The 19,493-nt window shown below is 67.0% G+C and carries 18 protein-coding genes; 11 read left to right on the top strand and 7 right to left on the bottom strand.

Annotation, left to right across the window (positions count from 1 at the left end; translation table 11 throughout):
* Window positions 1-16: 16 nt before the first annotated feature.
* The 5 genes from AAHB16_RS26640 to metC are packed head-to-tail and all read left to right on the top strand — an operon-like array spanning window position 17 to window position 4,246.
* Window positions 17-805 (top strand): transporter substrate-binding domain-containing protein, encoded by a 789-nt coding sequence (locus tag AAHB16_RS26640; protein ID WP_342052436.1) that lies wholly within the window; start codon window positions 17-19, stop codon window positions 803-805.
* A complete protein-coding gene (locus tag AAHB16_RS26635; protein WP_342052432.1) occupies window positions 805-1,557 on the top strand; it encodes an amino acid ABC transporter permease in 753 nt (250 codons plus the stop codon). Before AAHB16_RS26640 ends, AAHB16_RS26635 begins: the two co-directional genes overlap by 1 nt.
* On the top strand, window positions 1,496-2,242 hold the full coding sequence (locus AAHB16_RS26630; RefSeq protein ID WP_411859881.1) for an amino acid ABC transporter permease: 747 nt from the start codon (window positions 1,496-1,498) through the stop codon (window positions 2,240-2,242). The genes AAHB16_RS26635 and AAHB16_RS26630 overlap by 62 nt, the downstream gene beginning before the upstream one ends.
* Window positions 2,229-3,059, top strand: coding sequence for an amino acid ABC transporter ATP-binding protein (locus AAHB16_RS26625; protein ID WP_342052431.1), 831 nt, complete (start codon window positions 2,229-2,231; stop codon window positions 3,057-3,059). Before AAHB16_RS26630 ends, AAHB16_RS26625 begins: the two co-directional genes overlap by 14 nt.
* Window positions 3,056-4,246 (top strand): cystathionine beta-lyase, encoded by a 1,191-nt coding sequence (metC, locus tag AAHB16_RS26620; protein ID WP_342052430.1) that lies wholly within the window; start codon window positions 3,056-3,058, stop codon window positions 4,244-4,246. Before AAHB16_RS26625 ends, metC begins: the two co-directional genes overlap by 4 nt.
* A 13-nt stretch (window positions 4,247-4,259) precedes the next feature.
* On the opposite strand, the gene AAHB16_RS26615 is transcribed toward metC, so the two are convergent.
* The 3 genes from AAHB16_RS26615 to AAHB16_RS26605 form a co-directional block, all read right to left on the bottom strand.
* Complete coding sequence (locus tag AAHB16_RS26615) at window positions 4,260-6,518, bottom strand: rhodanese-like domain-containing protein (protein WP_342052429.1); 2,259 nt, start codon at window positions 6,516-6,518, stop codon at window positions 4,260-4,262.
* A 114-nt stretch (window positions 6,519-6,632) separates the two neighbouring features.
* A complete protein-coding gene (locus AAHB16_RS26610) occupies window positions 6,633-7,505 on the bottom strand; it encodes a thiol-disulfide oxidoreductase DCC family protein (protein ID WP_342052428.1) in 873 nt (290 codons plus the stop codon).
* 66 nt (window positions 7,506-7,571) lie between these two features.
* Window positions 7,572-8,471 (bottom strand): LysR substrate-binding domain-containing protein, encoded by a 900-nt coding sequence (locus AAHB16_RS26605; RefSeq protein ID WP_150375349.1) that lies wholly within the window; start codon window positions 8,469-8,471, stop codon window positions 7,572-7,574.
* Between the two features lie 136 nt (window positions 8,472-8,607).
* Here AAHB16_RS26605 and AAHB16_RS26600 point away from each other — a divergent pair, with 136 nt between their 5' ends.
* Both AAHB16_RS26600 and AAHB16_RS26595 read left to right on the top strand, forming a co-directional pair.
* On the top strand, window positions 8,608-9,006 hold the full coding sequence (locus AAHB16_RS26600) for a RidA family protein (protein ID WP_342052427.1): 399 nt from the start codon (window positions 8,608-8,610) through the stop codon (window positions 9,004-9,006).
* Window positions 9,003-10,121 carry an NADH:flavin oxidoreductase gene (locus AAHB16_RS26595; protein ID WP_342052426.1) on the top strand — a complete coding sequence of 373 codons (1,119 nt, stop codon included), beginning with the start codon at window positions 9,003-9,005 and terminating at the stop codon, window positions 10,119-10,121. The genes AAHB16_RS26600 and AAHB16_RS26595 overlap by 4 nt, the downstream gene beginning before the upstream one ends.
* A gap of 6 nt (window positions 10,122-10,127) precedes the next feature.
* Here the strand turns inward: AAHB16_RS26595 and AAHB16_RS26590 are convergent, their stop codons facing one another.
* Together AAHB16_RS26590 and AAHB16_RS26585 are read right to left on the bottom strand one after the other, a co-directional pair.
* Complete coding sequence (locus AAHB16_RS26590) at window positions 10,128-10,880, bottom strand: SDR family NAD(P)-dependent oxidoreductase (RefSeq protein ID WP_150375346.1); 753 nt, start codon at window positions 10,878-10,880, stop codon at window positions 10,128-10,130.
* 112 nt (window positions 10,881-10,992) lie between these two features.
* Window positions 10,993-12,204 carry an MFS transporter gene (locus AAHB16_RS26585; RefSeq protein ID WP_342052425.1) on the bottom strand — a complete coding sequence of 404 codons (1,212 nt, stop codon included), beginning with the start codon at window positions 12,202-12,204 and terminating at the stop codon, window positions 10,993-10,995.
* Window positions 12,205-12,379: 175 nt separating this feature from the next.
* Here AAHB16_RS26585 and AAHB16_RS26580 point away from each other — a divergent pair, with 175 nt between their 5' ends.
* Window positions 12,380-13,306, top strand: a complete 927-nt coding sequence (locus tag AAHB16_RS26580) for a LysR family transcriptional regulator (protein WP_342052424.1) — start codon at window positions 12,380-12,382, stop codon at window positions 13,304-13,306.
* Here AAHB16_RS26580 and AAHB16_RS26575 read toward each other — a convergent pair.
* On the bottom strand, window positions 13,298-14,422 hold the full coding sequence (locus AAHB16_RS26575; RefSeq protein WP_342052423.1) for a Gfo/Idh/MocA family protein: 1,125 nt from the start codon (window positions 14,420-14,422) through the stop codon (window positions 13,298-13,300). The genes AAHB16_RS26580 and AAHB16_RS26575 overlap by 9 nt on opposite strands.
* A 158-nt stretch (window positions 14,423-14,580) precedes the next feature.
* Here AAHB16_RS26575 and AAHB16_RS26570 point away from each other — a divergent pair, with 158 nt between their 5' ends.
* Together AAHB16_RS26570 and AAHB16_RS26565 are read left to right on the top strand one after the other, a co-directional pair.
* On the top strand, window positions 14,581-15,822 hold the full coding sequence (locus AAHB16_RS26570; protein ID WP_342052422.1) for an MFS transporter: 1,242 nt from the start codon (window positions 14,581-14,583) through the stop codon (window positions 15,820-15,822).
* Between the two features lie 91 nt (window positions 15,823-15,913).
* Window positions 15,914-17,020, top strand: coding sequence for an alkene reductase (locus AAHB16_RS26565; RefSeq protein ID WP_150375342.1), 1,107 nt, complete (start codon window positions 15,914-15,916; stop codon window positions 17,018-17,020).
* A 30-nt stretch (window positions 17,021-17,050) separates the two neighbouring features.
* Here AAHB16_RS26565 and AAHB16_RS26560 read toward each other — a convergent pair whose 3' ends face one another.
* Window positions 17,051-18,613: a sigma 54-interacting transcriptional regulator gene (locus AAHB16_RS26560; protein ID WP_446718139.1), complete on the bottom strand. Its 1,563-nt coding sequence runs from the start codon at window positions 18,611-18,613 to the stop codon at window positions 17,051-17,053.
* 299 nt (window positions 18,614-18,912) lie between these two features.
* On the opposite strand from AAHB16_RS26560, the gene AAHB16_RS26555 reads away from it, so the two are divergent.
* Window positions 18,913-19,452 carry an OsmC family protein gene (locus AAHB16_RS26555; protein WP_342052421.1) on the top strand — a complete coding sequence of 180 codons (540 nt, stop codon included), beginning with the start codon at window positions 18,913-18,915 and terminating at the stop codon, window positions 19,450-19,452.
* Window positions 19,453-19,493: the final 41 nt, after the last annotated feature.

Here is a 19,493-nt window from a genome sequence, read left to right as displayed (position 1 = left end):
CAGCGCGGCGCTCGTCCTGCTGGCGACCGGTGTCTCGACGGCCCGGGCCGATGCAACGCTGGACAAGATTCGCCAGCGCGGCAAGGTGGCCATCGGCGTGCTCGTCAACGGCGGCCCGTTCGGTTCGATCGACCCCGCCACGCAGCAGCTGGTTGGCTGGAACCCCGAACTGGCCCGCGATCTGGCGAAGCGGCTCGGCGTCGAAGCGGAGCTGGTACAGGTCAATCCATCCAATCGCGTGCAGTTCCTGCAGCAGGGCAAGGTCGATCTGCTGATCGCGTCGATGGAGTACAACGCGGACCGCGGCGAGATTCTCTCGTATGCGCCCACGCCGTTCTACCGCGTAGGCGGCACGGCCGCGGTGCTCAAGACCAGCGGCATTCATCAATGGGACGATCTGCGCGGCAAGACGGTGTGCGCGTCGCAAGGCAGCAGCTTCGTGAAGCCGCTGCAGGAGCAATACGGCGCACAGGTACGCGGCTTCAAGACGGCATCGGAGTCGCTGCTCGCGTTGCGTGGCGGGCAGTGCGTGGCCGCCGTGCACGATGCCACGCTGATCCATCCGCTGTTGCGCACCAACGCCGAATGGGCAGGCTATGCCGCGCCGATTCCAACGGAGATCCTGCCGGCGCCGTCGGTCGTCTGGGCACGCAAGGGCGAAAGCGACACCGTCGCCGCCGTCGACAAGGTCGTGCAGACGTGGCACCGCACGGGCTGGCTCATCGAAACGGAGAAGCGTCTTGGCATCACGCCGCCGCAGCCGCTCCTGCCCGAGCTCCAGAAGCAGCTACGCCAGCCTGCCTGATGGAGACCGTCGGCGCGCTTATCACCGCGTCGGTCGCCGCGCTCAAGGCGATTGGGCTGAACTATGGCTTTCTGCTCGATGCGGGGGAGCGCGCCGCGTTCGCGCGCGGCCTGCGCGTGACGCTCGAGCTGTGCGCACTCACGATTCCCGCAAGCCTTGCCGCGGGGGCCCTGCTGGCGGCGATGCTGACCTCGGGCCAGCGGCTGCTGGCGGCACCCGCGCGCGCATTCGTCGAGATCACGCGCAACACGCCGACACTGGTGCAGCTGTACTGCGGCTTTCTGGTGCTCAACATGCTCATCACGCAGCAGCTGGCCCAGCATGGCAGCGGCAATCCGCTGACACCGTTCTTCTGGGTCGTGCTCGTTGTGTCGCTGCACAAGGCCGTGTTCCATGCGGAGGCGCTGCGCGCGGGCATCGAGGCCGTACCGCGCGTGACGCTGGAAGCGGCACGATCGCTCGGATTCTCGCGGCGGCAGATGCTGGCGCGCGTGGAGCTGCCGCTTGCGGTGCGCTTCGCGCTGCCAGCGCTCGTCAACAATCTGGTGGACCTCGTCAAGATGACCGCGCTGGCCTCCGCGATCGCGGTGGGCGACGTGACCTATGAATCGATCATGATCTGGACGCAGCGCGACAACGTTCTCGAGCTGCTGTTGCTCATCCTCGCCTGGTTCGGCCTGCTGACGTGGCTTGTCAGCGTGGCCGGCCGATGGCTCGAGCGCCGCCTGCGCATGCCCGGTTATGGCCAGTAGCTCCATCGAGGTCGCGTTGACGCATCTGGCAACCTGGTCACCCGTCTTGCTGCGCGGCATGGCCGCGAACATCGGCATCAGCGTGCTGGCCATGGCGATCGGCACGCTGGCGGGTCTTCTCATCGGTGCCTTGTCGCTGTCCGCGCTGCACCCCGCGCGCGTGGCCGCGCGCTGGTGGGTACAGGCATTTCGCAATGCGCCGGTGCTCGTGCTCGTCTACTTCACGACCTACGTCTTTCCGTTCGAATGGCAGGTCGGGCCGTGGACCGTTCCGTTTCCCGACTGGGTCAAGGTCGTGTTCGGGCTCGCGCTGCCGGCGAGCGCGAATGTTGCAGAGATCTTCCGCGGCGCGATCCAGTCGATTCCGAGCGCGCAGTGGGAAGCTGCCCATTCGCTCGCGTTCCGGCGTGGGCAGATCTATCGGCTGATCGTCCTGCCACAGTGCGTGCGCCGCATGCTTCCGCCGTGGATGAACCTGTACGCGAGCATCACCATGAGCACGTCGTTCGCATCGCTCGTCGGCGTGCACGACGTGGTGGATGCCGCGCAGGTCGCCAGCAATACCGTCGCGCGCACGGACTTCACGATCCTCGTCTACTTCAGCCTGCTGATGCTGTTCCTGCTGTATTGCTACCCGATTTCGCGCGCCACGCGCGCACTGGAGCGCCGCCATGCCAGATACTGATACCGCCGTCGCGCTGCGCGACGTGCACCTCGCGTTCGACGGGACCGAAGTGCTGAAGGGGATCGACGTCGATGTGCGGCGTGGCGAAGCCGTGACGATCATCGGTCCATCGGGCTCCGGCAAGAGCACGATCCTCCGATGCATGACGGGATTGCTGCGTCCGCAGCGCGGCAGCATTCGCGTGGGCGGTACCGCCGTGGACGCGCTGCGGACCGAAGCGGAACTGATCGCGCTGCGCAAGCGCGTGGGCTTCGTGTTCCAGCAGTACAACCTGTTTCCACATCTGACCGTGCTCGAGAACCTCGTGATCGCGCCGATGCGCGTGATCGGACGCGAGCGTGCGGAGACGGAGCACGATGCGCACACGCTGCTCGGCAAGGTCGGCCTGGCGGGCAAGGCGGGTGCCTATCCCGGCGAATTGTCGGGCGGCCAGCAGCAGCGCGTGGCGATCGCGCGCGCGCTGGCGATGCGGCCGGAACTGATCCTGTTCGACGAGGTCACCTCGGCACTGGATCCGGAAACCGTGGGCGAGGTGCTGACCGTGATTCGCGAACTGGTCGAGGACGGCCTGACCTGCGTACTCGTCACGCATGAAATGCGATTCGCCGCGGAGATCAGTCATCGCATCTACTTCACCGAGGCCGGCCGCATCGTCGAGCACGGACCGCCCGAGCAGATTTTCGGGCAGCCCGTTCACGACCGGACGCGCGCGTTCCTGCGCCGCGCGCTCGGCGCGGTGCCGCGGCTGCCGGCGTCGTTCAACGCGGCCCTTGTACCGCTCTCCCCAACACTGCAACCCGCGGAGGATCACGCATGAACGAAGCCCACCATCTGGGCCACCACACGCGCCTGCTGCATGCCGGCGCGGCGCGCCTTCACGACGGCATCGGACCGGTGAATGTACCGGTGGTACGCACGAGCACCGTGCGTTTCGACAGCGTGGAGACGCTGGCCGACCGGCAGCATCGCCGCGCCGCGCACGAGCGTGTGCCGACCTATGGCCGTCACGGAATGGATACGCACGCAGCGCTCGAAGACGCGCTGTGCGCGCTCGAAGGCGGACGGCGCGCCTTCCTGACGCCTTCGGGGCTGTCGGCAATCTCGCTGGTACTGCTCGCGCTGCTGGGGCCTGGAGATCATGCGCTGGTGTCGGACAGCGTCTATGCACCGCTGCGCCGGGTGGATCTCGATCTGTTGCGGCGGCTCGGCATCACGCTCGAGTATTTCTCGCCGGCCCATGACGATCTGGCATCGCGCATCCGACCCGAAACAAGGCTGCTGTACCTCGAGTCGCCGGGCTCGCTGCTGTTCGACGTGCTCGATCTTCCCGCGCTGACGGCCATCGCGCGCGAACGTGGCGTGCCGGTCGCGATCGACAATACCTGGAGCGGCGGCTGGTTCCTGCAGCCGCTGAAGCTCGGCGCCAATATCTCGGTGCAGGCGTCGACCAAATACATCGCTGGCCATTCCGACGTGATGCAGGGCGCGGTCATCGTCGACAACGACGATCTCGCCAGACGTATCGGCACGACGCACGAGGCGCTCGGCCTGACCATCGGCGCCGACGACGCCTACCTCGCACTGCGCGGTCTGCGGACGCTGCCGGTACGGCTTGCGCAGCATCAGGCCAACGCGACGGCAATTGCGCAATGGCTACATCGGCATCCACACGTGAGCCGCACGTTCTATCCCGTGCTGCCCGACGATCCCGGCCACGCGTTGTGGCAACGCGATTTCTCGGGCGCCAGCGGTCTCGTGTCCTTTGCGTTGCGCGGCGTGGATGCCGCCGCGGCGGGGCGGTTCGTCAATGCCTTGCGGCTGTTTGCGATCGGCGCATCGTGGGGCGGCTACGAGAGCCTCGCGCTGATCGCGCCACCCGAGCGGCTGCGGGCCTATCGGTCGTGGCAGGATCCCGCGCCGGTCATCCGCCTCCACGTGGGGTTGGAAGACGTGCGGGACCTGATTGCGGATCTCGAACAGGCCTTCCGTCAGGCCTTGCGCTGACGGAAGGCGTCATTCATCGCGCCGAGTTCACGAGCCGGAAGCCGATATCGCCCTCACGCTCGAGCTGTGCCACGAGGCCGATTTCCCAGTCGAGATACTCGCGGAAGCCCGCATGGCGCTGGACCTCGGTCGGCTGGTGATACGGGCTGAACCAGTAGTCGGCGTCGCCCGTGAGCACACGTGCCGCACCGCTTTCCGTGGGTAGTCCCGCCGCAATCCACGCCTGCGTGCCGCCGGTCAGCGCGCGCACGTCGCGCTTTGTGCGGGCCGACAGTTCGGCGGCAACGACGCGCGCGAGCACCCCGTCGGACGACGTCAGCAGAATGGCCTGTTCGGCGGGCAGATCGGCGACCAGCGCTTCCAGCTGATCCGGCACCGCGAACCACGCCCCCTGCGCATGGCGCTTCTCGTAGGGCGCGCGGCGTTCGACGTCGAACAGCCGCGCGTGTCTGGCTTCAAGTTGCTGGTGTGCCTGCTGCGCGGAGATCGTACCGGCCGGCGCGCGCGAGGCCAGTACCCGAACCGGTTCCGGTCCCGTTACGAGGTCGGCATTCGCCGCTGGCGTGAACACGAAGACCTCATGCGCGCCGAGTTGCGCGAGCCATGCGGCAGTGGTCAGCGCGCGCACGCCGTCGAAGTCCGCGAGCACGACGCGTGCGTGGCGCGTGCCCACATACTCGTCGGTGGCCTGCACGAGCTGGCCGCCCGGTGCCCAGCGCCAGTCCGGCAGGTGGCCGGATTCATACTCCGCGCGCGTACGAATATCGAATCGATAGATGCTACGCCCGTCCGCGCCGGCCACGGAATCTGCCTCGAACGCGGCCAGCGTGGCCGCGTCGATGCGGCGCACACCGGCCGCGGCGGCGACGCGTTCGGCACGCTCGCGGGCTTGGGCGAGACGCTCCGGGGAGGGTTCAGGCAGCGGGGTGGCGCGGCCATGCGCGAGCGCGCGGCCTTCGAGCAGCCACGCCATCGTGCCGTCCTTGAGCGAGACGACAGGATTTGGAATGCCCGCATCGATCAGCGTCTGCGCGCCGACGATGCTGCGCGTGCGGCCGGCGCAGTTGACGACGACGAGCGTTTCCGGACGCGGGGCGAGCTCCCCGATACGATAGACGAGCTCGGCACCGGGCACGCTGTGCGCGAACGGCAGGCTGAAGTCCGCGAACTCTTCCGTCGTACGGCTATCGACCACGACGATATCGTCGCCGCGCTCGATGCGCGCATGCAGGTCCCGCGCGTCGATCCACGGGGTGTGCTTGCGATGTTCGATGATTTCGCCGAACGCCTTGCCTGGCACGTTGCTGCCGGTAAAGCGCTCGTGGCCCGCAGCAACCCAGCCGGCCACGCCGCCTTCCAGCACGGCGACGTTGTGCCAGCCCAGCCGCACGAGCTTGGCCGCCGCGTCATGCGCGAGCTGGTCGCGGTTCTCGCCGCCATCGGTCAGCACGATGCGCGTGTCGCGGCGCGGCACGAGCCGGTCGATCAGCAACTCCAGCCGCCACAGCGGCGCGGATGCCGCCAGCAGCAGGTGGCCGTGTGCGAAGACGCCGGCCTCGCGCACGTCGAGCAGCGCAATCTCCTGGCCGTCCTGAAGTGAGGCCTTGAGCGTCGCGGCGTCGATCAGCGGTGCCGCAAGGCGGCGCGGCGGGCCGAACGTGCGGAAGCTGCCGCCCTGCGGGCTGTCGAACACCACTCGATGATGAAGGCGGTCCAGCGCGAGCCCGTAGAAGTGAAGATGCAGACCGCGATCCTCGCCGATCAGTTCGATCGTATGCACGTCGTCGGGCAGCAATCTGACCGACGTGCCGGCCACGACGTCGCTGTTGGCATGTTCGTGAAGATTGTCGCGCGCGGGGTCGTCGGTCTTCTCGCGCCTGAAGAATACATTGCGCTCGCGGCCCGCAATGCCGGCGATGATGGCCCACGTCGTATGGTCGTGCGGCGGCTGCGACTTGCCGGGCAAGCCAGCGGAGACATACAGCGCATACTGGCCGTCGGGATCCTCCGCAAGACGATAGACCTGCGCCGGATGTTCCGCCGTCACGCGGAAATGATCGTCCGGGAACAGGTCGCGCTGAAGGCCCAGATGCTCGAGTGCCGCGGCCACAGGCCTGAGGTGGTCGTGCGTCAGTGGGGCATCGGTATCGAGGTGTTGTCGGGCCGCCGCGATAAATGCCGCGACGGCGGCCTGGCGACGGGTATAGACATCGCCGGTGACGGCGGGATCGGTCGTGGAATCGGTGCTGGCGGGAATGGGAAGCGCGCTCATGCTGTTCAGTGGCGGACGGAAAAAGGGGAGATTGACGGAGCAAATTCCCACTCTATGAGTCCATCGCGGATAGCGGAACGAACAATTGCGCAGACTCTTATGCCTAACGCACCTTCACGCCGTCTCGCGCGCGTCGCATCTCCACAGCCACAGCAGCGGCGACACCATCGCGACCAGTGCCGCGCCATCGGCGACCACGTGCGACCATACGCCCGCCTGCAGCGAGAGCGCGATATCCTGCGGCGCCCAGATCAGCAGGCCGGCGAGCAGGGCGCCCCATGCGGTGCGTTGCCGGCTGCGGTAGCCAATGTGCACGAGCGCGAGCATCCAGACGGCGGTGCATTGCAGCGTGGCACCGAACAGGCCCATCCACCAGGCCTGTTGCGCACGGGCGGCGGCTGGAGCCGCGCCGTTCCAGAAGTACGCCTCGATGCCACGGTGATAGATGTCGAGCGTCGCGCCGTCAGCGAGCCACGCGCAGGCGATGCCACCGAGCAGGTGCGCGATGGCGACGGCGTAGAGCCACCATGCCATCCGATCGCGGATCGTGCCCGGCCCCGTGTCGCGCCGCGCCGCGGGTAGCGCATAGGCCGGGCACACGCCATCCTCGCAGGCCCGCACGTCGCGATACCCGAGCCATCGCGAGAACCTATACCGGTTGCGCGCAAAGCCGCGATACAGCACCGCCAGCCCAGGGCGCAGGAACGGCACGCGCAGCGGCCAGACGAGCCAGCGAAAACCCACCAGCGAGTAGGCCGCGAAGATGCAGTCGATGCCGACGAGCAGCCGGCCGTCCGCCGTGCGGCCGTGCACCTCGCGGTCGAGCGCGGCCATGTCCACGCCCAGCGGCGTGCAGTCGAAGTCCGGTTGCGCGATATCGACGAACGCGAGCCGTCCGTCGCGATCCCATTCGCCGAGCCGGCGCATCTCCGCCGCGCAGAATGGACAATGGCCGTCGTAGAACAACTCCAGATGCGTGGCTGGCATGACCGCTTTCTCCCGTTTCTTTAATTTCTGTCGTTACAGAAATTAAAGAATGGTTCGGGTGGAAAGTCAAGCGCGCGGCGCGGCGGTGAATTGCGCGAGTACCCAATCCCGCAGCAGGCCAGTCGCCGGGCGAGCCGCCGCGCGCTTGCTGTACACGAGGTCGTACCGAAAGCTCTCCAGCGTCAGGTCGAACGGCTGCACAAGCACACCCGCGGCAAGTTCGTCGGCGACGAGCGTCAGGCTCAGCAGGCCGATTCCCTGTCCGGCCACCGTGGCCTGCACCGCATGGACCTCCTCGGTGAACGCGAGCCCGCCGCTCGCTTCCACGCTCGTCATGCCTGCTGCCGCAAGCCAGTCCTGCCAGACGATCGCGCGTGGGTCGCCCTGTACTGCGGCGCCCCATTCGAAATGGATCAGCGTGGCGCGCCGCAGGTCTTTCTCGCTCGCAATCCGCAGGTCCGGCCGGCATACGGGCGCGAAGCGGTCGCCAAACAGCGGCTCGACGATTCGCCCCGGATACTGGCCCGACCCATAACGGATCGACGCATCGGCATCGCGATCGAGATCGATGACCGCGTTCGTGGCATCGAGCCGCAGCGTCCACTCCGGATGCGCCTTGCGGAAGGCGCCCGCACGCGCGGCAAGACATCGCGCGGTAAAGGCCACCGTGGAGGTGAGTGTGGCCACGCGCGCGTCGCTTGTCTGGCGTACCGATGCGATCGCGCGCTCGAACCCGTCGAGCCCGTCGCGAATGGCGGGAAACAACGCCTTGCCCCCATCGGTCAGGCGCACCTGGCGCGTCTGTCGTTCGAACAGCTTGATATCGAGCCATTCCTCGAGCTGGCGGATCTGATGGCTGACGGCGGTCGGCGTGACGCTGAGTTCTTCGGCGGCGTGCTTGAAGCTGTTGCGTCGCGCGGCTGCCTCGAATGCGCGGAGCGCGCTCAGTGGCGGAAGCTTTCGCATGATGAAGTTTTACTCATCCATGACCTGAGATATGACCATTTGTCCGGACACCCGGTGATGCCGATACTGGCTGCACGAGCTCGCACCGAAGGATGAGCTCAGTTCAACAAACGCCAACCATATCATGGAGCTTCTCATGCAACGCCAGCAAGTCCACACCGAGCCCGATCCATACGCGCCGTACCTGCTGTCGCAGGCGATTCGCGTGGGTGGATTCGTGTTCGTCTCGGGGCAGGCCGCGGTCGGCGACGATGGCAAGATCGACGGGCCCGGCGATTTCGATCGTCAGGCCGATCGCGCTTTTCGCAACCTGCAGCGCGCGCTCGAAGCGGGCGGCTCGGGGCTCGACCGTGTGGTCAAGGTCACGATCTTCCTGACCTCGATGTCGCATTTCGGCAAGATCGTCGCGTTGCGCCGCAAGTGGTTCTCGCAGCCGTATCCGGCCGACACGATCGTCGAGATCTCGGCGCTGTATTCGCCCGACGCGATGATCGAGATCGAAGCGATCGCCGTGGCCGACGGAGCCGCATCATGAGCGCCGGCCGCACCTTGTTCGATGCGGGCCAACTGGGCACGCTGCCATTGGCCAATCGCATTGCCGTGGCCCCCATGACGCGCATCAGCGCGACCGAATCGGGCGTGCCGACCGATACGATGCGCCGCTACTACGCGGGCTACGCACGCGGCGGCTTCGGGCTGCTGGTCACGGAAGGCATCTACACCGACCGCGCATGGTCGCAGGGCTATGCGGGACAGCCGGGGCTGACCGATGGCGAGCAGGCGTCAGGCTGGCGCATAGTGACGGACGCCGCGCATGCGGAGGGTGGCCGGATCGTCGCGCAACTGATGCATGCGGGTGCGCTGGCACAGGGCAACCGCTTCCGTGCCGATACGATCGGCCCGTCGGCGGTCACGCCGCGCGGGCAGCAGATGACGGTTTACGCGGGCAACGGTCCGTACGCGACGCCACGCGCGATGACAGAGCCCGATATCGATGCCGTGATCGATGGCTTTGTACGAGCCGCGCGGCTCGCACGCGATGTCGCGGGATTCGACGGGGTGGAAATCCACGGCGCCAATGGCTACCTGATCGACCAGTTCCTGACGGCCCATACCAATCTGCGCGACGACGCATGGGGCGGCACGATCGATCGGCGAGCGCGCCTGGCCGTGCAGATCGTGCGCGCCGTGCGCGAGGCCGTGGGCCCGGACTTCACGGTCGGCATTCGCATCTCGCAAGGTAAGGTCAACGACTTCACGCACAAGTGGCCCGAAGGCGTGGCCGGCGCGCATGCCGTCTTCCGGCAACTCGCCGAAGCGGGCATCGACTACCTGCACGTGACGGCGTTCGAAGCGTGGCAGCCTGCGTTCGCGGATGATGCGCGCAGCCTCGTGCAGCTGGCGCGGGAAGCGGTGCGCGAAGTAGCGCCCGGTTTGGCGATCGTGGCCAATGGCGGCCTGCACGACCCCGCGCGCGCGGCGGCAGCGCTCGCGCAAGGCGCGGACATCGTGGCGCTGGGGCGCGGCGCGCTGGCCAATCACGACTGGCCGCGCCGCGTGCGCGAGGGCATCGCGCCGCGGGAGTTCGATCCCGCGCTGCTGAGTCCGCTCGGCGATATCAAGCCGGCGGAACTCGCGGCACGGGCGTGACGGCGCTCAGACCTGCTGCTGGCCGCCATCGACGAACAGTTCCACGCCGTTGACGAAGCTGGCGTCGTCGGAGGCAAGGAACACGGCGGCGGCGGCAATCTCGTCGGGCTCGCCTACGCGGCCGAGCGGGATCTGCGAAGCCAGGTAATCGACGAGGCCCTGCTGCTGGGCCGTATCGGGACCGGCCAGTCCGACGAGACCCGGCGTGCGCGTCGCGCCCGGGCTCAGCGTGTTCACACGGACATTGCGGTCTTTGAGGTCGAGGATCCAGCTACGCACGAATGCGCGCACGGCTGCCTTCGATGCCGAATAGACGCTGAACGCGGGCGTGCCGGCGCTGCCTGCGGTCGAGCCCGTGAGAATCACCGACGCGCCCTTGGCCAGCAGCGGCAGTGCCTTCTGCACCGTGAACAGCACGCCCTTCACGTTGCGGTTGAACGTGTCGTCGTACTGTTCCTCGGTGATGCTGCCCAGCGGCAGCATCGAGCCGCCACCCGCGTTGGCGAACAGCACGTCCAGCTGGCCACGTTCGCCCTGGATCTGTTCGTAGAGCTGGTCGAGCTGTTCGAGCTTCGACGAATCGACGCGCACGCCGGTGGCATTGCCGATGGCGGCAACCGCCGCATCGAGTTCCGCCTGACGGCGGCCCGTCACGTAGACGAACGCGCCTTCCTTCGCAAAGCGCTTTGCGGTCGCGAGACCGATGCCGCTCGTACCGCCGGTGACCAGTGCGACCTTGCCTTCGAGTTTGCCTGCCATGATGTTTCTCCTTGAACGTTTGGGATCCGGGATCCGATGGAGAAACTGTATCGACGAACGAGAAGCAAAGAAATAGCAGTGATGACAAACTATCATTTCAAAAATGAAATGATCAGGCCGGGTGGGCTTTCCGGGTCAGCGCCCACATCACCCCCCATGCCGCCACCACGACGGCGCCCGCGACGGTCAGCGCATGGCCGACGCCCGCACGATCGACGAGCTGCCCGCCGGCCCACGCGCCGATGGCAATCGAGAGCTGGAAGTTCGTCACGAAGAGCGCCATGCCCGCCTCATGACCGGCGTCGCCCGACGCTTTTGCCATCCAGACCTGCAACGCCACGGGCATCGCGCCATAGGCGATCCCCCATACCGTCATGAGCGCCAGCACGGCCGCCGGCTGCGGGGCGGCGAATGCCAGCAGCACGACCGGCACCGCAATGGCGCCGATGGCCGCCATCAGCGTGCCCTGGGTGTGGCGGCCCGCATAGGCACCCGCGATAAAGTTGCCCGCCATCCCGACCAGCGTGTAGCCGAAGAGCAGGGTGGAGATCGCGGTGCCGCCAAAGCCGGCCTCATGCGAGAGGAACGGCGTGATGTAGGTGTAGGCGGCAAACTGTCCGACCAGCGCGATCATCATGACGAGCAAGCCGATACGGCTTTGCGTGCCGAGCAGAAACGTTCTCAGCGACGACAGCGAGACCCGTTGCACGACGCGCAGCGGTGGCAGGCAGGCCATCGTGGCCGCCAGCGCGGCGAGCGACAGGGCTGCCGTGAGCCAGAATGCCGCGCGCCAGTGCCATAGTTCGCCGATCAGCGCGCCCGCCGCACCGCCGACGAGCATGCCCGCGGACACGCCCGCAAAGATGATGGAGGTGGCGCGTGGCGCGGACCCGGCATCGACGAGACGTGCGCCAAGGCCGGACCCGATGGCCCAGAAGCCGCCGAGGCCCACGCCGAACAGGACGCGCGCGAGCACGAGCACCGTGAACGAAGGCGCGAGCGCGGCAATCAGGTTCGACAGGACCAGCAGCGTGCCGAGCATCCAGAGCAGCCAGCGGCGATCGAGCCGCCCCGCCAGCACCGTGATGGCGGGCGCGGACAGTGCGGCGAGCAGTCCCGGCGCGGAGACCATCCAGCCCGCGGCACCCTCGCTGACGGACAGGCCATGCGCGATGTAGCGCAGCAGCCCGACAGGCATGAACTCGGTCGTGCAGAACACGGCTGCCGTGAACGCGACGGCGAACACGGCAGGCCAGTGCTGCCGATGTGGAACGGCGGCGTCGGACCCGATGGCCGAAGGCGTCGGGAAGGTTGCATCCGACATGATGACTCCTCTGCTTGCGCGATAAAAACGATGCGACGAATCTATGCACGCAGGCGTTGCATATCAACGGGCCGGATGGCACAACACTTCGGAACATAATTCCGCAATGGCGGCGCAAGGGCGCGCGCGCCGCGTGCTATAGTCCGCGCCATCTCGCCCCACCCCCGTCGCCGCCATGGACAAGCTCGGTTCCGTCGATGCATTCGTCAAAGCCGCCGAGATTCGCAATTTCAGTGAGGTGGGGCGCCAGCTCGGCATCTCGGCGTCGGCCGTCGGCAAGGCCATCTCGCGGCTGGAGCAGCGGCTCGGTGTGCGGCTGTTCCATCGCAGCACGCGCAGCATCACGCTGACACCGGAAGGGCAGCTGTTCCTGAGCCGGTGCCAGCGCATCGTCGAAGAACTGGAGGCGGCGGAGGCCGAGCTGTCGGCCGCGTCATCGCCGAAGGGCCAGCTGCGCGTAAGCCTGCCGCTGGTGGGCGCGTTGCTGCTCCCCGTCCTGAGTTCGTTTATCCGCGAGTACCCCGACATTCGGCTCGAACTCGATTTCTCCGATCGCATGGTCAACATCATCGACGAGGGATTCGACGTCGTGCTGCGCACCGGTGACGCCGCGGACTCGCGGCTGGTCACGCGTGCGCTGGGCTACTACACGCCGCAGATCGTCGCGGCGCCCGCCTATCTGTCGCGCCGTGGCGTGCCCGCATCGCCCGACGATCTGCTGCGCCATGCCTGTCTGCTGCATCGCTATCCGTCGACGGGCAAGGTCGATCGATGGCTGCTGCGCGAGGGCGACAACGTCCGGGAGATGGATCTGCCCGCGCTGCTGACCGTCAACACCGTGGAACCGCTGATCGAGATGGCGGAGCAGGGTCACGGGCTCGCCTATATCCCCAACTTCCTCGTCAGGCGACAGCTCGAGGATGGTCGCCTCGTGTCGGTGCTGTCTGACTATGCGACCGATCGCAAGGTGTTCCGCGCGGTATGGCCGTCGGGACGGCACATGTCGCCGAAAATCCGCGTCTTCGTCGATTACATGGCCAGGCATCTGTTCCCCGACGAAGGCAGCCGCACCGAGATCGTGCCGGCAAAGGCATCAGCGTAACGAAACCTCGCGTCCTTCGCGCGTGGACGTCGTCACCGCGTCGAGCAGTTCATGCAGCCGCACGGCATCGTGGAAGGTCGGCGCCTCGCGCGTCCCGTCGCGAACGTCCTGGGCATACGCAAGATAGAGTTCCGCAAGCTCCAGTACGGCGGATGGCAGCTCCGAAGCGGGCAGCCGGTCGTAGCTGACGGGGATTTCCAGCGGCTGCATCGGCTGATCGTCGCCGCGCGCGCCTTCGATGCGATAGTCGTCGCCCACGCCGCCGAATGCCGACGCGTTGGTCACGCGAAGATCGCCCTCGTCACCGGTGATGTCGATGCGCACGCCACGGCCGCTGCGCTTACCCGCTTCCAGATGCACCGACAACACGGCGCCGTCCGCCATGCGGCCGATCATCGCAAGCTGATCCGGTGCCGAAGACGGCAATACCTCGCCGGTCTGGCGAATCGTCACCGCTTTCATCTGATTCAACGCGAGCGCCGACACGCGTTGTGGCCATCCGGTCGCGGTGAACAGCATGTCGAGGAAGTGTCCCGCGTAGATCGCGACCGCACTCGAGAAGTTCTCCACCGGTACGGTCCAGCGTAACGCCGCGGAGCGTGTCGCGCCGAACGAATCCATGCTGACGTGGATGCGCACCGAGCGAATGCGTCCCACGTGGCCCGTCTGCAGCAGATCGCGCAGGTAACGATTGTGCGGCGCCAGCCGGCGCTGCAGACCGACGATGTGGCGGACGCCCGCCGCATCGGCCAGCCGCGCGAGTTCGCGCGAAGTTTCCGTCGTCGTGGTCAGCGGCCATTCGCAGTACACGTGCTTGCCCGCGGCAATGACCTTGCGCACGGTCTCCGCGTGCTGGGGCGCCGTGTTCAGCACGACGACCAGATCGACCTCCGGATGATCGACCAGTTCGTCGAGCGTCGCCATGACTTGCTGAATGCCGTGCGCATCCGCCGCCGCTCGCGCGGCTTCGGGACGCGTGCTCCAGAGTGCGCGCAACTGGTACTGCGGCAGTAGCTTCAGTACCCGGACATGGCCATGGATGGCCCAGTTGCCAATACCCACGAGGCCGACGCGGATCGGCATTGCGGTACCCCGTTCATTGCTGGATGCGGACATGTGACATCACCGTCGAGATTGAGATTGCCGGAAATATAGGCCGCTGCGGCGCTTTCGGCATCGCGATTTCCGTCGCAACACTTCGGCCCAAGATTCCTTAATCGGCGCGGAAGATCGTGGCAGCCTCATCCAACCTCATCATTCAGGAAGGCTCATCCATGTCTGTCACGTCTAGCGCGATGCCCACGCATCGCATTCCTCCTCCCATCTACCTGCTGGCGCTCGGCGCGTTTGCCATCGGTACGGAAGGCTTCATGATCTCGCCGCTGCTGCCACGCCTTGCCGCGGATCTCGGTGTCGGCATCGAACAGGCCGGCCAGCTTGTCACGGCATTCGCGCTAGCGTACGGCATCAGTTCGCCGATACTGACGGCCGCCACCGGCGGCCTCAACCGGCGCGCGCTGCTGCGCGCGAGCATGATCGTGTTCGCGTTGTCCAACGTGCTGGCGTGCCTTGCGCCCGGTTACTGGTGGCTGATGGCCGCACGCGTGCTGCTGGCGCTGTCGGCCGGGTTGTTCGTGCCGGGCGCCAATGCACTCGCGGGAGCGATCGTGCCGCCCGAGCGGCGGGGGCAGGCGATTGCCGTCGTCAATGCGGGCATTACGGTCGCGCTGGCATTCGGTGTGCCGCTTGGCGCCGTGATCGGCCAAGCGCAGGGATGGCGCATGACCTTCGCCGCCGTGGCGGGACTGGCTGCCATCGCCGCGCTCGGTGTGCATCTGGGCGTGCCGCGCGAGATCGGCGCGGGGCTCGCCACCGCCACGCTGCGCGAGCGGCTGTCGGTGGCCGCGCGCCCCGCGGTGCTTGCCACGTTGCTTGCCACCACGATGTGGGCGACCGGCGCGTATACGGTCTATACCTATCTGGCCCCGTTGGTCACGCAACTGACCACGTTACACGAAGGTCAGATCGGCATCCTCATGTTTGCGTGGGGAATATCGGCGGCGCTTGGCGTATTCATCGGCGGCGGTCTCGCCGACCGCCTAGGCCCGCTGCGCGTCATCGTGCCATCGGTCACGATCATCGGAATCGCATTCCTGTCGCTCGCGGCGGATGCCCGATGGCTGTCGGCCTCGCAGGCGACGATCCCCGTGATTGCAGCGCTGCTGGTCTGGGCGGTCTGTCACTGGGCCTTCTATCCGGCCCAGCAGGCGCGCCTCATGAGCCTGTCCGGTGTTGGCGCGGCCTCCATCGCCCTCTCGCTCAACGCGTCGTTCATGTACATCGGCTTCTCGATCGGCGCGAGCGTCGGCGCCATCACGCTCGCGCACGTCTCCGTGGGTGCGCTTGGCGTGGCAGGCGGGCTGTTCGAGTTCGCGTCGGTCGCGGTGACGCTGCTCATGCTGGTCTGGCGGAGACGGCCGGCTGCCGGCGATTGCGGACTGTCCTGTCCGAAGTGAACCAACGCGCAGCCCGTTTTTCCGGCGGGCTTCGTGCCCTAGATTGTCCTCACGCAAGACACGCGCTCAACCCAATTGCAGGAGGTACACCATGTCCAGTCTCTTCACCCCCGTCCGCGTCGGCCCCTACGAGATCTCGCATCGCGTCGTGCTGGCGCCGCTGACGCGCATGCGTGCCGAGGACGGCGCGGTGCCCGGGCCGCTGATGGCCGAATATTATGCGCAACGCACGTCGCCAGGCGCGCTGCTGATTGGCGAGGCCACCATCGCGGCGCCGAACGGCAACGGGTACCTCGGCGCGCCGGGGCTCTACGACGACAGCCAGATCGCCGGATGGAAGCTGGTCACGGACGCGGTACACGCGAAGGGCGGCACGATCTTCCTGCAGCTCTACCACGCCGGCCGCCAGTCGAATGCCGAAGTCCAGCCCGCCGGCAGCCAGCCGGTCGGCCCGTCGGCCATCCCGCACGGCGGCGTGGCCTATACGCGGTCCGGCTGGGTGCCCAATACCCCGAACCGCGCGCTGGAGACCGACGAGGTCGCGGCGCTCGTGGAAAGCTTCCGTGAGGCCGCCCGGCGCGGGGTCGAGGCGGGCTTCGACGGCGTAGAGCTTCATGCCGCCAACGGCTATCTGTTCGACCAGTTCCTGCAGGATGGCAGCAACAAGCGCACGGACCGCTATGGCGGCTCGTTCGAGAACCGCGCCCGCTTCCTGCTCGATGCGACGCGCGCGGTGATCTCGGTATGGGGCAGCGACAAGGTGGCCGTCCGGCTCGGGCCGAGCGGCTCGTGGGGCGATATGTCGGACAGCGATCCGGAAGGCCTGTTCACGTATGTCGCCGCCGAGCTCGACAAGCTCGGGCTCGCCTACCTGCATCTGATCGAGCCGCGCATCGCCGGCAACATCGAGGACGAGGCGCGCGACCAGACGCCCGTGGCCGCGGCGCTGATGCGCAGGTTCTTCCACGGCACGATCATCGCGGCAGGCGGCTTCACCGGCAAGAGCGCGGAGGCCATCGTGGCCAGCGGCGATGCGGACCTCGTGGCGTTCGGCCGTCACTTCATCGCGAATCCGGACCTGCCCGAAAGGCTGCGCCGCAACTTGCCACTGAACCCGTACGACCGGGCGACCTTCTTCGGCGGTACCGAGGTGGGGTACACCGACTACCCGTTCCTGGCCGAACGCATGGCCGCCTAGGCAGGCGCCGCGCCCGGGGTCTGGCGTCGTTCAGGGCCGCACGCCAAGCTTCTCCAGCCGATACACGAACTGCCTTACCGTCAGGCCCAGCATCTGCGCCGCGCGCGACTTGTTGCCGCCGCAGTCGATGAGCGCCTGTTGCAGCGTCTGCGCCGAGTGGGAGTGCGCGGGCGTGTAGGGGCGCACGAGCGACGGGACGCGGTCGTCGGCCGCCGGCGCGTCGTGCCGCGCGACGCGCGACGGGACAGCCGCGGGAGCGCTCGACGCACGGTCCGTTGCATCGGGCTTCGGCAGGATGCGCTCGACCTCCGCCTCATCGACGATCGCGCCCTGCGCAAGCAGCACGAGCCGTTCGATCAGGTTCGAGAGTTCGCGGATGTTGCCGGGCCAGTCGTGGTTCTGCAGCCGGTTGATCGCGGCCTGCGTGAGGTTGACGTTGCGCTGGTGCGTCTGGTTGATGTGGTTGAGGAAATGGAGCACCAGCGCGGGGATATCCTCGCGCCGGTCGGCCAGCGCCGGCAGCCGGATGGGAATCACGTTGAGCCGGTAGTAGAGGTCCTGCCGGAACGCGCCGCGCGCGGCCTCCTGCTCGAGGTCGCGATTGGTGGCGGCGACGAGCCGCACGTCGATCGCAATCTCGCGCTTGCCGCCCAGCCGCGTGATCGTGCCTTCCTGCAGCGTGCGCAATAGCTTGGTCTGCATGGATAGCGGCAACTCGCCGATCTCGTCGAGGAAGATCGTGCCCGTGTTGGCCTGCTCGAACCAACCCGCGCGCGCGGCATTGGCGCCCGTGAACGCGCCGCGCTCGTAGCCGAAGAGTTCCGACTCGAACAGCGTCTCGGGAATCGCCGCGCAATTGATCTTGATAAAGGGCTGCTCGCGCCGCGGGCTGGCCAGGTGCAACGCGCGCGCGAACAGCTCCTTGCCCGTGCCGGACGCCCCCATCAGCAGCACGCTGGCCGTGGCGTCGGACACGCGTTCCAATTCCGAGATCGCCTGCAGCACCGAGGGCGCCGTACCGACGATCCCGTAGCGCGCGGCTTCGGTCTGGAGCGCGCGGGACAGCATCTCGTTGCGTTGCTCGAGCACCTTCGTGCGCGCGCGCAGCGTCGCCTGCAACTGCAGCAGCTGCCCGGCCAGCGTCGCGAGAATGCGCAGGATCGTCAGGTCGTCGCTGAGCGCGCGATTGCGGATGCGGATGCGATGGCAGGCCAGCACACCGACGGTCTTCTGCTCGATCTTGATCGGCATGGCGATGAACGACACCATGCCCTCGGGCAGATGCGCGCGCTGCACCGCGCGAAACAGGAAGCGCGGCTCCTGGTCGATGTCCTGCACGATGGTCAGCTGTCCCGCCGCCAGCACGCGGCCCGTGATCCCTTCACCGACCTTGTAGACGCCGAGCGCCGTCTCCTTGCGCGTGAGGCCGTACGCAAATCGAATGCTTGCGGTGTCGGTCTCCTCGTCGAGCAGCACCACGCGTCCGCGGTTCAGGCCCAGCAGCTCCGACATCAGATGCAGCATCTCGCGCAGGGTCACGTCCGGCGACAGGCTGCGCCCCACCAACGCCATGACCTGCTCCAGCAGCAGCATCTCCTGCTGGCGCCAGTAGCCGAGTCCGGCTTCGGGGTCCGATTCCGGGATGGGGGCCTGTTCCTTCACGGGTTTGCTCCTCGTTCGCGTCGCGATGAGTATCGCCTATTGGTCGACAAAATGTCGACAATGTCGACATTTTGTTGGGCGGCAGATGCCGGTTCGTGCCGTTTGAATTTTCAGTAAAGCGTTTGAAAATCAATAGTTTGCGTGCGTTTCGACGCGTTGGCACGGCGATTGCGATAAAGGCTGTGCAGGCACGTTTGCCTGTCCTGAATCCAACACAAACGGAGCACGCCTTGACCACCGAGACCGTCACCACCTACCTGCGACCGATCGATCGCGAAGGCCTTCTGAAGTTTGCCGCCTCCGGCCGCGAGAACCCCGAGCGCCGCGGCATCAACAAGGTCCACACCGTCATGAAGGGCCAGTTCCGCTCCTGGAGCTTCACCGGCGATCACAACCCCGTGGTCGTCGACGAGCCCCCGCACCTGTTCGGCGAGAACACCGTGCCGGCACCGGGCGAGATCGCGCTGTCGGCACTGGGCGGCTGCCTGTGCGTCGGCATCACGGCCGTGGCCACGTATCGCGAAGTCCGCCTGTCGCGCCTCGAAGTGTTCCTGGAAGCCGATATCGGCAACTCGGCCGCATGGGGCGCCGGCGGTGCCGAGCGCCAGCCGAAGGACATGGGGTTCCAGGCCATTCGCGTGAAGGTGCTGATCGAGGGCGACGCCACGCGTGAACAGCTCGACGACATCGTGCAGCACGCCAACTTCCACTCGCCGGTGGCCAACACCATGCGCAATCCGGTGGCGTTCTCGATCGGCCTGGCCGACTGACGACCGATTTCGCGCGACACCGCGCACCGCAGGTCAAGAAC

Source organism: Cupriavidus sp. OTU4054 (assembly GCF_038440175.1).
GTDB lineage: Bacteria > Pseudomonadota > Gammaproteobacteria > Burkholderiales > Burkholderiaceae > Cupriavidus > Cupriavidus pauculus_D.
The sequence above is the reverse complement of the archived record's forward strand: the minus strand, read 5'-3'. Positions and strand labels throughout refer to the sequence as shown.